Genomic DNA, 14,856 nt, shown 5'->3' with positions numbered 1-14,856 from the left:
GTCCTCGGCAGTACCTCCTGTTTCCGCCTCGACCGGCGCGGTGCGCGGTACGGCACGGCCGACGGCGGGGAGCTCCGGGCATCGCGCGACCGGCCGCCGGGCCGACCCCCGCGTGACCGCCCCGCCTGACGGCGCCGGCGGACGTAATTCGGCTGCGCCATGATGTCCGGCGCGTCCAGACTGTGCACACACCGTCGAACAGTCCGGATACGCCGGACCTCTCGCGCTTCAGGAGTGTTCCCGCTTGCAGGCAGCCGTCACCGTCACGCCCGCCCGCGTTCCCGAGCTGCTGCTCGGCCTCGCGACCGTACGACCCGTCTTCCTGTGGGGAGCGCCGGGCATCGGCAAGTCGTCCCTCGTACGGGACTTCGCCGCGTCCCTCGGGCTCGAGTGCGTCAGCCTGCTCGGTACGCAGCTCGCGCCCGAGGACCTCATCGGCGTACCGCAGATCCGTGACGGCAGGTCCGTCTTCTGCCCGCCCGAGGCCATCGCCCGCGACGAGCCGTACTGCCTCTTCCTCGACGAGCTGAACGCGGCCACGCCCGACGTGCAGAAGGCGTTCTACTCCCTCATCCTCGACCGGCGCATCGGCAGCTACGAACTGCCCGCCGGGTCCATCGTCATCGGCGCCGGCAACCGCGCCACCGACAACGCCCTCGCTCGACCGATCGCCTCGGCGCTCGTCAACCGGCTCACCCATGTCCATCTGCGTGCCTCGGTCACCGACTGGCTGGTGTGGGCCGGCGAGAACGGCATCCACTCCTGGGTCGTGGACTATCTCACCGACCGCCCCGACCACCTGTGGTCGCAGCCGCCGAAGACCGAGGAGCCATTCTCCACGCCCCGCTCCTGGCACATGCTGTCCGACGCGCTGCACTCCTTCGGGCCGACACTCGACGAGGAGACGCTCAAGATCGTGGCGCATGGCACGCTGACGCCCGCGCACGCCGTCTCCTTCTGCGGATACGCCAAGATCGTGCGGCACGCCTACGGCATCGAGGCGATCATCAAGGGCGACGCGTCGTGGCCGAACCGTGTCGAGGACCGCGACCTGCTGTACTACCTCGCCGACGCGTTCCGGGGCCGGCTCATCAAGGAACTCCCCGCGGTCAAGGACCAGATACCGCCCGCGCTGCGGCAGACCGCCTACCGGGCCAAGTCGCTGCTCGTGCAGCTCGCCGAGATCTCCGTCGAGGTGGCGCAGACCGTCATCCGCGACGACGACGACGGACAGCCCGTGCTGCCCGCGTGGTTCCTGGTCGAGGCGGCCCGCGACATGCCGCGACTGGTGGAGGCCCGCCGGTGAGCCGTATCGCGCGCCCCGGCAAGGTCCGCCGCGACGACGCGGCCACCGAGGCGTTCCTCGCCGGACTCGCCCTCGTCAAACGCAACCCTGCCCTGGCCGTGCTCGACGCCGACATCTGCCGCAACCGGGACTGCGCGCTGAGCCCCCGCCACGGGCTCGCCGCCGTCGACTCCAACGGCGGCATCCACGTCCACCCCGACCGGCGCGCCGACCCCGCGGACTGGGCCTGGGCCCTCGCCCACTGCCTGCTGCACCTCGGCTTCGGCCACGTGCCCGCCGACAAGGACGCCCGCCGCGCGCAGCCCGACCGGTTCGAACGGGCCGCCCGCTGCGCCGTCGTCAACCGCTTCATGCTCACCCTGCACGTCGGTCGCGCCCCCGCCGGCTTCCCGGAGTCGTATCCGGACGGCGACGAGGAGCAGCTCGCGGCCCGCTGGCGCCGGAGCGGCATCCCCACCGCGTACGAGCATGTCGGCACCGGGGCGGACGCCCCCGACCAGGTCCTCGTGCCCTGGTCCTCGTGGACGACCCCGCCGGACTGGCAACTGGCCTTCGCCCATGCCCTGACCCGCACCATGTCGGCCGCCATGGACGTGGCGGGCGGGCGGCGCGACAGGCTGACCGACGAGCTGGTGCCCCGTCAGCCGTGGGAGCGGGCCCTGAGCTGGTTCATCTCGTCCTACCCGCTCCTCGGCGGCGTCGCGGCCGGCATGAAGCTCGTCGCGGACGCCGAACTCGCCCGCGCGCACGGCATCTCCGTCGCCGCCGTCGACGCCGCGCTCGGCGAGATCTACCTCAATCCGCTGCGCCGGTACGACGACGGTGAATGGCGGTTCGTCCTCGCCCACGAGATGCTGCACGCCGCGCTCCGCCACGGCGACCGGCGCGGCGCCCGCGACCCGTACCTCTTCAATGTCGCCGCCGACTACGTCGTCAACGGCTGGCTCGTCGAGATGCGCGTGGGCACCATGCCCGAAGGGCTGCTGTACGACCCGGAGCTGAAGGGCCTGTCGGCGGAGGAGGTGTACGACCGGATCGTCGGTGACGCCCGCCGGATGCGGCGCCTGGCCACGTTGCGCGGCAAGGGCGTCGGCGACATCCTCGGCGAACCGCTCCCCGGCCGCCCCGGCGACTACGTCGACCTCGACGAGTTCTACCGGCGTGGCCTCGTCCAGGGCTTCGACCTGCACATGAGCGGTGAGCGGGGGCTGCTGCCGGCCGGGCTGGTCCAGGAGATCCGGGCGCTGAGCCACCCGCCGGTGCCGTGGGACGCGCGACTGGCCCGCTGGTTCGACGAGTTCGTGCCACGGCCCGAACCGGTGCGGAGCTTCGCCCGGCCGGCCCGCCGCCAGGCGTCCACCCCTGACATCCCGCGCGCGGGCCGCTACCGCCCGCCCGAGGAGGTCGCCCGCTGCACCTTCGGCGTCGTCCTGGACACCTCGGGCTCCATGAACGCCCGCCTCCTCGGCAAGGCCCTCGGTGCCATCGCCTCGTACGCGGAGGCCCGCGACGTGCCGGCGGCCCGGGTCGTGTTCTGCGACGCCGCCCCGTACGACGCGGGCTACCTGCCGCCGACGGAGATCGCCGACCGGGTCCGCGTCCACGGCCGCGGCGGCACGGAGCTGCAGCCCGGCCTCGACCTCCTCCACCGCGCGGACGACTTCCCCCCGACGGCCCCCGTGCTGATCATCACGGACGGCTACTGCGACGTCCTGCGCGTACGCCGCGATCACGCCTACCTGATCCCGGACGGCGCCTCGCTCCCCTTCACGCCCCGGGGCCCGGTGTTCCGCCTCCGCTGAAGGATGCGGGAAGGGCCGACTTCGGGGCTGCCGCAGCGGTACGGTCCGCTCGTCGGGGCGGCGGCGACACGGGGACCGGCATCGACGGATCACCGGCGGCTACGCTGCCGTTCAGGTCGATGACTCTTGGTCGATGACTCTTGGTCGATGACTCTTGGTCGATGACTCTTGTGGGGGACGGAATGGACCCGGCCGTTGTGGGCGCGCGACTGGCGTCGAGCCTGATCGCTCCGGTGGTGAAGAAGCTCTTCCGACGGGACGGTCCGGGCGCGGGCCTGGTGGACAGCCCCGTACGTCTTTCCGCGCTCGTCTCCTTCCGGGGGGAGAAGCGTACGCTCGCGGAGCGTGATGTGCGTCGTCTGGGCGCCGCTCTCGTCCGGCAGGCCGGTGTCGCATCGCGGGGAGAGGCGCCCTTCCCCGCGAGTGAGGAGACAGCCGTCGCCGACGCCCTCACCGACAGGCTGCTCGCTCTGGGGGACCTGGACATGGACGACGTCCAGGCGGTCCGGCTCGGCCACGGGGAGCTCGCGCGACGGCTCCGGGCTCTCGCCCCTACGCCGGATCACCTGTCCTCGGACTCCGGTTACTTCCTCGACTCCCTCACCGAGTGGGCGTGCCTCCACGTCCTCGACTTCTTCACCCGGCGCTCCACCTTCGTCGCGCGCACCCTGGTGGAGCAGAGCCGTGCCCATGCCGAACTCATCGCCCGGGTCGATGAGTTGATCGCGCGGGCACCTCGGCCGGACGCCCGCGACACCGCGTTCGAACGCGACTACTCCGCGTACGTCGCGAAGAAGCACAGCCAGCTGACGATCTACGGCATCGACGTGCGGAACTCGCCGGGCAGGTGGCCGCTGGACGCCGCGTACCTCAGCCTGGAGACCACCGCCGCCCAGTCGGCCCCGGGGGCGCGGGACGCGTATCGGGACGACCATCCGGACGAGGGTGCGACGTTGTCCGCCGGCCCGGCCCCTGCCGATCGGGTCCTCGCCCGCCACGAGCGGGTCCTGCTGCGCGGAGTGGCCGGCTCCGGTAAGACGACGCTCGTGCAGTGGCTCGCCGTGTCTGCGGTGGCGAACCCGGCCGACGTCATGGCGAGCGCGGGCCACGGCACGGGGACGGCGGGCCACGGCACGGGGACCGCGGGCCACGGCATGGCGTATCTGGCGGGCCGCGTTCCGTTCGTCCTGCCGATGCGCACGCTCACCCGCCACGGTGAACGTCTGCCTCCGCCCTCCCGTTTCCTGTCCGCCGTCGGCTGCCCCCTGGCCGGGTCGCAACCGGACGGATGGGAGACGCGCGTCCTGCGGGCGGGGCGCGGGCTGCTGCTGGTCGACGGTATCGACGAGGTGCCCGAGGCCGAGCGCACGCGCACCCGTGCCTGGCTGGCCGACCTCGTCGACACGTTTCCCGGCAACCGCTGGCTCGTCACGTCACGGCCGTCGGCCGTGGGCGAGAACTGGCTCGGCGACGACCACTTCACCGAGCTCACTCTCTCCGCGATGAACCCCTCCGACGTCGCCGCCTTCATTCACCGGTGGCACGCCGCCGCGGTCACGGGAACGCCGGACGACGACGCCCTTCTCCCGGTCTTCGAAGCACAGTTGCTGGACGCGGTCAGGACCAAGCGGGATCTCGGACGCCTTGCCACCAACCCTCTGATGTGCGGGCTGATCTGCGCCCTGCACCGGGATCGAGGCGGTTACCTGCCGGACGGGCGCAGGGAGTTGTACGAGGCGGCGCTGTCGATGCTGCTGCGGCGACGGGACAGGGAGCGTGACATGGCCGTTCCCGAGCTGGCCGAGGAGCCGCAGCTGCGGCTGCTCCAGCGGCTCGCGTACTGGTTGATCCGCAACGGGCGTACGGAGATGGACCGGAGCCGCGCCGAGAGCGTCATCGGGGACGCGCTTCCGCTGGTCCCCGCCGTCGCCGCTCTGGGAGACGCCCGTGCGGTCCTGCGCTACTTCCTGGTGCGGACCGGCCTCCTGCGGGAACCCGTACCGGGCACGATCGACTTCGTCCACCGGACCTTCCAGGACTACCTCGGAGCCCGCGCGGCCGTGGAGTCCGGGGACTTCGGGCTGCTGACCGGGCACGCGGCCGACGACCAGTGGGCGGACGTCATCCGGATGGCCGTGGCACAGGCGCGTCCTCGTGAGGCGGAGGAGCTCCTGAAGCTGCTGATAGCCGAAGGCGACCGGGCCGCGAGCGACCGGAGCCGCGCGCGGGCCCATCTCCTCGCGATGGCCTGCACGGAGCACGCCGTGGAACTCGAACCCCCGACGCGCGCCGCCGTCGAGAGCCGCGCGTCGGAACTGATACCGCCGACATCGGTGTCCGAAGCACGGTCCCTCGCCGAGGTGGGGCCCCTGGTGCTGGAACTGCTGCCCGGTCCTGACGGCCTGTCGGACGACGAGGCCGTCGGTGTCACGGGGACGGCGGCTCTGGTCGGCACGGACGCCGCCATCCCCCTACTGGCGCGTTACCGCGACCACCCGAACGCGACGGTGCGGCTCCAGCTGGCGGCTGCCTGGCGCCGGTTCGACGCCGAACAGTACGCGCGTGACGTCCTGTCGCGGCTGGACACCGCCGAGTTCTTCGTCACGGCGACCACGGACGAACAGCTGTCCCTGCTCTCCACTCTCGGCCCCGTACCGAAACTCAGCGTGCTCGGGCCCCATGACGGCGAACGCGTCGTCGCCGCACTCCCGGCGGACGTACGCGAGGTCATTCTGATGCAGAACCCGCGCCTCCGCTCTGTGGAGCCCTTCTCCCGCCTGCGGCCGCTCACCAGGATCAGCCTCTACGACTGCCCCTCCCTGACCGACCTGTCGCCGCTGAGCGATCTCCGGCTCGACGAGGTCAATCTCACGGACACCACGGTCACCGGCCTGACCCGGCTCACGACGCTGCGGCGACTCGACGTACTGGCACCGATCCCGGCGGAACGCCTGGACGAGGCCCTTCCCGTGGACGCGCCGTTGACCGAGCTCGTCCTGGGCCGCGACGCCCTCGCCACGACCGGGCTGCGCGGCCTGAGCCGCTGGACCACGCTGAACTGGCTCATGCTGTCCGAAGGAACGGGACCGGTCTCCGTCGCCGACTGGGCCGAGATCGGCGACCTGCCGGCGCTCACCCGCATGTCCGTGCACCGCGATACGCTGCACTCGCTCGGGTGCGCTCCCGTACTGGCCTCTGTGGAAGCGGTCTACGTGACGAACATGTCCGGCGGCGAAGACCTCTCCGAGCTGACCCGCGTCTTTCCTGAGGCCCGAACGGTCCACCTCGTACCGGCCCGCCGCGACACCTTCGGTACCGACCGTTACGAGGGACTGTTCCCCCGTGCGGAGGTGGTGCTGCGCCAAGGCCGCCCCTCGATCACCTAACGCGGGCGGGCGGCGGTGTCCGGCTTCGGCCCGGGTGGCCGGGGCGGGCAGAGTGCCCACGGCTCACGCGGTACGTCACGGCGGACCCGACCGGGTGGTGTCCGGGGGCGGGAGGGCGCCTTCCCCTGGGCCGAGCTCCCAGGGATCATGAAGCATGCGTCCGGATGACTGGCACCTCACCGAGGACATCGACGACTTCCTCGCCCGAGCCGGAGAGTTCCTGCACTCGCGGCCCGTCCCGCACATCATGCAGCTGACGGTGGTCCAGAGACTGCGTTCAGGCGGGGCGGCCGCCCACGGCACCGCCCAGGCCCCCCTCTTCGGGCGACTGGAGCGAGCGGGCGAGGTTCTCGCCACCTTCTACCGCCTCCCGTCCCGCGGCCTGGGCCTCAGCCCCCTCACCCCCGAGCAGGCGGACACCCTCGCCGCCCACCTGGCCGCCCACCCGACCGCACTCGGGCACCGGCCTCCCCATGTCAGCGCGGACCACGGCACCGCCACCGCTTTCGCCGACTCCTGGCAGCGGCACACGGGCGCGACGCCGGCACTCCGCGTCCGACTCCGCCTGTACCGGCTCGGCACGCTCACCCCGCCGGATCCGCTCCCCGCAGGGCGGGGCCGACACGTGGGCGAGCAGGATCGCGAGCGGCTCATGGCCTGGTGCCGGGCGTTCGCCACGGACGTCGGGGAAGCCGTCGCCGTCAACGCCGGCTCCTGGGCCGCGACGCGCTTCGCCGACAAGCGGTATACGTTCTGGGAGACCCCGGACGGCACGCCCGTCTCCATGGCGGGCGTGAACCCGACGGTCGCCGGCATGGCCCAGGTGGACCCCGTCTACACCCCGGCCCACCTGCGCGGTCGCGGGTACGCGGGCGCCGTGACGGTCGAGGTGAGCCGGGCCGCCCGCGCCGAAGGCGCCAAGGAGGTCGTGCTGTTCGCGAACGCGGCCAACCCGACCAGCAACGCCCTCTACCAGCGCGTCGGGTACCTCCCGGTCACCGACTGGGCCGCGTACGACTTCGCGTATGGCTTCGCTGCGCCGAGCCGGAAGCCGGGCAGGACCACACCCGCTGAGGCCCCCGACCCGCCGGGCATCCCCTAGGCAGACAGGGCCTTGCCGTCGAGGCGCTGCCGCTGGGCGCCGGTGAGCCGGAGATCCCCGGCGGCGAGGTTCTCCTCCAGATGCGCGAGCGAGCCGGTTCCGGGGATGGGCAGGACGACCGGGGAGCGGGCGAGCAGCCAGGCGAGCGCGACCTGGGGGACCGTGGCGCCGAGTTCGGCGGCGACGGTCGCGAGCACGGCCGCCGGGCCGGAACCGGCCAATGGGCCGGAGCCCTCTGCCCGGCCGGAATCGGCTGCCCGGCCGGAGTCGGTGGCCGTGGCTACCGGGCGCCAGGGCAGGAAGGCGATGCCCGCGGCCTCGCATGCCTCGAGAACCGGCTCGTGATCCCGGTCGAGGAGGTTGTAGCGGTTCTGTACGCTCGCGATGTCGGCGGTCTGCCGCGCCTCGGCGAGCTGCTCGGAGGTGATCTCGGACAGTCCGATGTGCCCGACCTTTCCTTCGAGTTGCAGCTCGCGGAGCGCACCGACCTGATCGGCCAGCGGCACCCCGGGGTCGATCCGGTGCAGCTGCAGCAGGCCGACGCGGTCGACACGGAGCCGACGCAGGCCCCGCTCGACCTGCTCACGCAGGCTCTCCGGCCGCGCGTCGTGCGCCCACCCGTCCGGCCCGGATCGGGTGATCCCGACCTTGGTGGTGATCAACAGGTCGTCGGGGTACGGATGCAGGGCCTCGGCCAGCAGTTCCTCGTTGGCACCCCAGCCGTACATATGGGCGGTGTCGATCAAGGTGACGCCCAGTTCGACGGCGCGCCGGGCCACCGCGACGGCGGCCTGCCGCTCGGGTCCGGGCTTCGTCGGCAGGCGCATGGCGCCGAATCCCAGCCGGGCGACCCTGTACTCGCCTCCGATGGCGAACGTGGGCGTGGCCGGAGTGTTCGTCGTGCTCGAAGTCATCGATGGTTCCCCCCTCGCGGCCCGACGATACCCGGGCCGCGCGCCACGTTCAGCCGTCGGACGGATCGGGTCCCAGCTCGATGTCCAGGCTGACCTTCTTCACCGTGACCTTGGTGACCGCCTCTCCGTCGATGCCCAGCCGGTCGAGCAGATCGCGTGCCGCCCCCGTCTCTGCGGTCTTGTCGGTCTCCGCGGCCTGTGCGGTCTCTTCGGTTTCGCCGGTCTCTTCGGCCACCGCGGTCTCGTCGGTCTCTGCGGTCTCGTCGGTCTCTGCGGTCTCTGCGGTCTCGTCGGTCTCGTCGGCCAGGCCGCTCTGGCGGGACGGGAACTCCGGCAGTTCCCGGCCGTGGTCCGGCGTGGCCCGTGCGCGTCGCATCCGGGTGTCGGGGTCGAGCCGGTAGCGGACGCCACCGAGTTCCATGCCGTCGGCCGACAGCCTCACCTCGATCGACTGGTCTCCGGCGCCCGACAGCTCATCGGCCCTGAACGGGTCACCGGGCAGCAGCCGCATCCTCAGGGTGCGCTTCTCGCCCGGTCCCAGGCGGAAGCCGTTCGCCGCCTCGCCGAGGTCCATCGCCCATCCCTTGTCCGCGAGGACGGTGGGCATCGTGATCCGGAGATCCATGTGCGCGGACCGGTTCAGGTTGTTGCCGGCGACGAAGACCGCGTCGTCCATCGCGGAGAGCAGCGCCTCCGGACCCGCGCCGCAGGGCACGATCGTGACGTTGCGCTGGCCGACGTTGTTGTCGTGGGGTACCAGCCGCCAGTCTTCGATCGACTCGGAGCCGGTGAGGTGGACCACGTTGCACGGGTCGCCATCGGTGGACGCGATCATCAGGGCGCAGTCATGGCCGTGGACGTTCTCGTGGGGCACCCAGGTGAAGGGCCCGAGCACGACCTCCTCGATGTCGCCGGCCGCTACGCCGCCCGCGGTGAGTCCTTCCTCGGGCGCCATGGGAGTGAAGTCCTGGGGCCAGGTGAGTCCCGCTCCGGGAAGGCAGTGGTAGCCCTTGACGGTCACGGTCCCCGACGGCGATGTGCCGCGGTTCCTGACCTTGACGTAGAAGAAGTTCTCCTCCCCCTCGCGGGCGTTCTGGTGGCCGGGCAGGCCGTCGGGCGCGTGACGGTTCCACATGGACTGGTTGGCCCAGTGCACCTGCTGGAACGGGTACTCCCCCGCGCGACCGTCGTCGATGTACACGTCGACGGCCGGTGGCTGCCCGCCGTACGAGCCCTGCTTCTCGAACGCCCAGCGGATCACCTTGTTGTAGGCGCCGCCGGACAGGCCTTCGGACAACCAGTTCTCCAGGTCCGCCTCCTGGAGTTCCTCGCACCACAGTTGCGCGCCGCGACCCGGGACGTCGGTCGCGGTGACGGGGTCCCAGTTGCCGGGGTTGGTGCCGGGGGTGAGCTGCCCGATGGCGCGGAGGACGAGGTACGTCGCGGCGCGTGAGGCGAACCGCCGCCGGGCCAGGTCCGGGTGGTCGCCGCCGATGGACCGGTAGATACGGAAGTGGCAGGTGGCGAGGATCTGTTCGCTCTGGTAGTTGCGGTCGTCCTCGGGGCCGCCCCACACCCAGGTGCGGTCGAAACGCCGTACCAGCGACGGCCGGAACGGCGCGTAGCGGAACCGGTCCGTCGTGTTCCGCAGTGCGGAGTCGGGGTCCATCTGCAGCGCGGCCAGCCCGTCGCCGGCGCTGTGCGCGAAGCCGAACGTCCCGCTGCGCACATGGTCGCCGAGCGAGCCGTGGCCGCCCATCTCGTGCCAGTGGACCCAGGGGTCGACCGCCCGGCCGAGTGGCTGCCGCGTGTTGGTCAGGTCGCCCAGGGCGTAGCACTGGTGACCGGTTCCTCCGGAGCCGTTGGGCGACCAGTGCGCGTTGATCTGGTCCGTCGGGCCTATGCCGCGGTGGTCGACCGGGGTGGGGAAGGCCGTCCCGTCGAAGTAGTCCTCGACGGGGAAGCCCAGGTCGGCGATCGTCCGGAACAGCTGGGTCTGGTGGTAGTAGGCGTTCACCGCCGCGAACTCGTTCGTCCTCGGCTCGAAGTCGAAGTCCGAGCCCGACGGGCGGGTCGGCACGCCCGGGTCCGGCGCCTCGACGTCCTGGATCACCACATAGCCGCCCCGCAGTCTCTGGACCCCGGCGACCGGCGCGTCGAGGTCGTGGAGTACCTCGCTGGAGTCGTGGTTCCGCAGGATCGTGTCATCGTCGTCGGCGGTGACGCTCAGGTCGCCGCTGCCGACGTTGGGGTCGACCCGGAAGACGAGGCCGGTCACGAAGCAGGTCTGGCACTCGATGTACAGCACGGAGCCGGTCTCCACCTCCGTGAGCAGCAGCCACACCAGCTCGCCGTAGACGGGCAGGGCGTGCCGGACGACCATCTCGGCGCACAGGTAGGCGCGTCCCGGTTCGATCGACTCGTCGACCGGTGGGATGTCCGGGAACGGCGGCGTGGTCCCTTCCAGGGTGGCGGGGTCCGACTCCCCCGCCGTTCCCGGCTGCGGCCGGCCGTCGGTGGGTTCGGCCCCGCCTGCGAAGCGCCGTTCCGGATGGTAGCGGTAGGCCACGAACCGCCCGTTCATCAGGGCGGTGCCGGGGGTTCCGTCGTCCCGCCGCGGGGCCTCCGGGCCGGTGAGCCCGAGCGTACGCCGTACGACGTCGGCGGCCTCGGCCACCTCGGCCGGGACGTCCACCGCCTCCCCGGCCGCCCCGCCCCTGCCCTCGGTGTGCGGGACGCGGTCGAGAAAGCCGGCACCGTCGTGGAAGAGCCTTCGGAAGTACGCGATGCGCTCCTCGCTCGGAAGCCGCCCTGCCAGGCCGGGTTCCGTGTTGTTCCGTACGCCGGCGATCCGGTTGGGTCCCTGCTTGACCTTGACGGAGACTCCACGGCGGAACACCGGTACGTCGAAGAAGGTCTGGGCGAAGCTGACCGTCGTGCCGTCGAAGAGCCTCTTCTCGTCCTCCAGCCGGTATTCGACGTCCCTCTCCCGGGGCACCTCGGCCTGGGCCCTCGCCTCGAGGTTGTCGAGGTCGGCGAGGTGGCCGCGCTGGTCGGGAGGGCGCCGCTCGGGCGGCCAGAGCACATCGGCCATGTCCCGGAGGTAGGCGCTCGCCGCTTCCAGCGGAATGTTCTCCTCGCTGGGACGCAGCTCCTGGCTGTGCCGGATGTACGTGACGTTGCCGTCGTCGTCCCTGGTGATGTGACCCTTGATCGCTTCGTCGTAGAGGGTGGACATCACGCCTCCCGTCCGATGGTGGAGGCGGCCGCTGGTCCCGCGGTCAATTGATCGACTGATGGGCGGATGGACTGATCGACTGATCGACTCCGTGCTTTCATCGTAGGCCGACCGGGTGACGTGCGCACCTGGCGGCGGTGACGGCAGTGCCCCGGGGTCGGCGGGCCGCGGTGTTGACGGTTCACGCAACGTGGAGCACACCGCACCATGGGCCGGCGGCGCTCATGTCGCCGGCCCCGGCCGAGGCGGACCGGGGGGCGGCTCTCCCGCTCGGGGACCTGTTCCCGTGTCCGGCCGAACCGTCAACCCCCGTACGGCGTGCGGGAGATCAGCCTCAGGTCGGACATGACCGGGACTCAGGACCGACGTCGGCGGCGGCGGACGCTGCCTACCGTCCTGTCCATGAAGACGTTACGTACGCTGCGCCCGGCAGCCGCCGCGGCCCTCGTCATCGCCCTCGCCGCACCGGCCGCACCGGTGGTGGCCGCACCGGCGCAGGTCCCGTCCGGCCCGACGACTCCTGTAGCGGCCTCCTCCGCGCAGCGGGCGGCCGCCGGTGTGCTGCTGCCGGGCCCCACCGGGCCTTCGGCGGTGGGCCGGTCCACCCTCCACCTCGTCGACCGGGGCCGGCCCGACCTGTGGGTGCCGGACCGGCCACGCGAGCTCATGGTCGACCTGTACTACCCGGCCCGCTCGGCGGCGGGCCCTCCCACCCGGTACGCGGACCCTCGCGAGGCACGCCTGCTGGTCGAGGCCGCGGGGGTGCGGGACGCCGCGACCGTCGCGAAGCTGAGCGCCACTCGCGCCCACGGCGTCGGCGGCGCCCGGCCGGAGCGCGGCCGCCATCCGCTGGTCCTGCTGTCACCCGGCTTCGGGGGTCCCGCGTACAGCCTGACCACCCTCGCCGAGGACCTCGCCAGCCGTGGCTTCGTGGTCGCCGCGGTGGATCACGCCTACGAGTCGGTCGGAACCCTCTTCCCGGGCGGCCGCGTGCTGACCTGCGTGGCCTGCGACAAGGTGGAGACGGTCGAGGACCTGCGCAGGGCCACCGTCAACCGGGCCCAGGACCTGTCGTTCGTGCTCGACCGGCTGACCGGGCCGCGCCCCGCCTGGCCGTACGCGTCCCTCATCGACCGCGAGAGGACCGGCGCGGCGGGCCATTCGCTGGGCGGCGCCGCGGCGGCCTCGGTCATGGCACACGACGACCGCGTCCGGGCGGGCATCAACATGGACGGCGCGTTCGGCGACCCCGTACCGGCGGACGGGCTCGGCGGAAGGCCGTTCATGATGCTCGGCACCCAGGAGGACATCCACCTGCCGGGCGGCGAAGACGCCACCTGGGACGCCGCGTGGCGGAACCTGGACGGCTGGAAGCGCTGGCTCAGCGTGGCGGGTACGCACCACCTCACCTTCTCGGACGTGCCCGTCCTCTTCGACCAGCTGAACCTGCCGTACCCCGGCACTCCGCCGACCATCGCGGCCGGGCGCGCGATCGACCTGACGCGTGCCTACACCGCGGCGTTCTTCGACCTCCACCTCCGCCACCGGCCGCAGCCGCTCCTCGACGGGCCGACGCCGGACCACCCGGAGGTGCGCTTCACGCACCACGAGCGGTGAGCCCGGCCGCCGGGGCGCCAGTCCGACGCGCGGCTCGGGCCGCGCGGAGCCGCGCGCCTCGGCGGCCGTACGTCACCGCGTGACCCGGCCCCTCCGGCTGCTCGGTGCGCGGACGGGGCCGTCGCCGTCGGGGCCGTCGCGGTCGGGGCCGTCGCGGTCGGGGCCGTCGCGGTCGGGGCGGCGTCACGGCCGCCCCCGGGAGCCGGGCCGTGCGGAGCGAACGGCGGGCTGGCGGCGGCGGGGCGGTTCACGGCACAATCCCCGCCCGTGAAGATCACTCCGCGCGGACTCAACAGGGCCACCCTCGCACGCCAACTGCTGCTGGAACGCGAACCGCTGGACGTCGCCGGGGCGGTCCGTCGGCTGGTCGCGCTCCAGGCCCAGCACGCCCCCTCGCCGTACCTCGCGTTGTGGAACCGGCTCGCCGGCTTCACACCGGCCGACCTGGACGACGCCTTCACCAGCCGTACGGTCGTCAAGGCGACCCTGATGCGGATCACTCTGCACGCGGTGCACGCCGACGACTACCCGGCGTTCCGCGAGGCGATGCAGCCGACGCTGTACGCCTCCCGTCTCGGCGACCGATTCGCCGCCGCCGGGCTCACTCCCGCGCACGCGGACGAACTGGTGCCCGAGCTGCTGGCGTTCGCCCACCGGCCGAGGACGGCCGCCGAGATGGAGGCATGGGTCGAGGAGCGGCTCGGCCCGGAGAAGAAGGCCGGGGCGTGGTGGGGGCTACGGTCGTACGCGCCGCTCCACCACGTCCCGGCGGGTGGGCCCTGGTCGTTCGGTGCGCGGCCGTCGTACGTCACGGCGGGGAGGGGTTCCGCGCCGCAGGGCCGGGACATGCCGCCGGAGGCGCTGCGGACCCTCATCCTGCGCTATCTGGAAGGGTTCGGTCCCGCATCGGTGGCGGACGTGGCGCAGTTCTCCATGGCCCGCCGGGCGCCGGTCCGTCAGGCGCTCCACGCGCTCGACGGTGCGGTGGAGCAGTTCGAAGGGCCTGACGGCACCACGTTGTTCGACCTGCCCGACGCCCCGCGCCCTCCCGCCGGCACTCCCGCCCCGCCCCGGCTGATGGCGATGTGGGACAGCGTCCTGCTGGCGTACGCCGACCGGAGCCGGGTGATACCGCCGGCCTATCGCCGACTGGTGATCCGCAACAACGGTGACGTGCTGCCCACGCTGCTGGTCGACGGCTACGTCGTCGGCGTGTGGCGTCCGGTCGACGGCGGTATCGAGGCGACGGCCTTCCAGGACCTTCCGCCGGCGGCGTGGGACGGGCTCGCGGCGGAGGCCCGCGCCCTGACGGCCTTGCTGGCCGACCGCGACCCCCGGGTCTACAGCCGCTACCAGCACTGGTGGGCCAAGCTCCCCGACGCGGAGGTACGGCTGCTCGCGGCCTAGGACTCCCGTACGGCTGCCTCCGGCCCGGGGACCTCCGTACCGCTGCTCCCGGCCCGGGACTTCGCATGGTCGCGGTCTCCTCAC

Annotated in this window: 8 protein-coding genes; 6 read left to right on the top strand and 2 right to left on the bottom strand. The window is 72.4% G+C overall.

What is annotated here, in order from left to right:
• Window positions 1-244: 244 nt before the first annotated feature.
• The 4 genes from ACGF5U_RS17665 to ACGF5U_RS17650 all read left to right on the top strand — a co-directional run bounded on the left by ACGF5U_RS17665 (window position 245) and on the right by ACGF5U_RS17650 (window position 7,596).
• Window positions 245-1,306, top strand: coding sequence for an ATP-binding protein (locus ACGF5U_RS17665; protein WP_392818731.1), 1,062 nt, complete (start codon window positions 245-247; stop codon window positions 1,304-1,306).
• Entirely contained in the window at window positions 1,303-3,108 is a 1,806-nt protein-coding gene (locus ACGF5U_RS17660; protein WP_392818729.1) for a hypothetical protein, read from the top strand. The genes ACGF5U_RS17665 and ACGF5U_RS17660 overlap by 4 nt, the downstream gene beginning before the upstream one ends.
• Before the next feature lie 182 nt (window positions 3,109-3,290).
• Window positions 3,291-6,494 (top strand): NACHT domain-containing protein, encoded by a 3,204-nt coding sequence (locus ACGF5U_RS17655; protein WP_392818824.1) that lies wholly within the window; start codon window positions 3,291-3,293, stop codon window positions 6,492-6,494.
• 154 nt (window positions 6,495-6,648) lie between these two features.
• Window positions 6,649-7,596, top strand: coding sequence for a GNAT family N-acetyltransferase (locus ACGF5U_RS17650; protein WP_392818727.1), 948 nt, complete (start codon window positions 6,649-6,651; stop codon window positions 7,594-7,596).
• Here the strand turns inward: ACGF5U_RS17650 and ACGF5U_RS17645 are convergent.
• Complete coding sequence (locus ACGF5U_RS17645; RefSeq protein WP_392818726.1) at window positions 7,593-8,510, bottom strand: aldo/keto reductase; 918 nt, start codon at window positions 8,508-8,510, stop codon at window positions 7,593-7,595. The two genes, ACGF5U_RS17650 and ACGF5U_RS17645, sit on opposite strands and share 4 nt — an antisense overlap.
• A gap of 49 nt (window positions 8,511-8,559) precedes the next feature.
• A complete protein-coding gene (locus ACGF5U_RS17640; RefSeq protein WP_392818724.1) occupies window positions 8,560-11,748 on the bottom strand; it encodes a hypothetical protein in 3,189 nt (1,062 codons plus the stop codon).
• A 402-nt stretch (window positions 11,749-12,150) separates the two neighbouring features.
• Here ACGF5U_RS17640 and ACGF5U_RS17635 point away from each other — a divergent pair, with 402 nt between their 5' ends.
• Both ACGF5U_RS17635 and ACGF5U_RS17630 read left to right on the top strand, forming a co-directional pair.
• Window positions 12,151-13,365: an alpha/beta hydrolase family protein gene (locus ACGF5U_RS17635; protein ID WP_392818723.1), complete on the top strand. Its 1,215-nt coding sequence runs from the start codon at window positions 12,151-12,153 to the stop codon at window positions 13,363-13,365.
• A gap of 267 nt (window positions 13,366-13,632) precedes the next feature.
• Window positions 13,633-14,772 (top strand): winged helix DNA-binding domain-containing protein, encoded by a 1,140-nt coding sequence (locus ACGF5U_RS17630; RefSeq protein WP_392818722.1) that lies wholly within the window; start codon window positions 13,633-13,635, stop codon window positions 14,770-14,772.
• Window positions 14,773-14,856: the final 84 nt, after the last annotated feature.

Origin of the sequence: Streptomyces sp. NPDC047886 (genome assembly GCF_043204435.1) — a bacterium.
Taxonomy (GTDB): Bacteria; Actinomycetota; Actinomycetes; order Streptomycetales; family Streptomycetaceae; genus Streptomyces.
The sequence above is the reverse complement of the archived record's forward strand: the minus strand, read 5'-3'. Positions and strand labels throughout refer to the sequence as shown.

Coding starts and splice junctions, on each gene's coding strand:
- ACGF5U_RS17645 (WP_392818726.1), bottom strand. CDS start 8,510: ATGACTTCGAGCACGACGAACACTCCGGCCACGCCCACGTTCGCCATC.
- ACGF5U_RS17650 (WP_392818727.1), top strand. CDS start 6,649: ATGCGTCCGGATGACTGGCACCTCACCGAGGACATCGACGACTTCCTC.
- ACGF5U_RS17655 (WP_392818824.1), top strand. CDS start 3,291: ATGGACCCGGCCGTTGTGGGCGCGCGACTGGCGTCGAGCCTGATCGCT.
- ACGF5U_RS17635 (WP_392818723.1), top strand. CDS start 12,151: ATGAAGACGTTACGTACGCTGCGCCCGGCAGCCGCCGCGGCCCTCGTC.
- ACGF5U_RS17640 (WP_392818724.1), bottom strand. CDS start 11,748: ATGTCCACCCTCTACGACGAAGCGATCAAGGGTCACATCACCAGGGAC.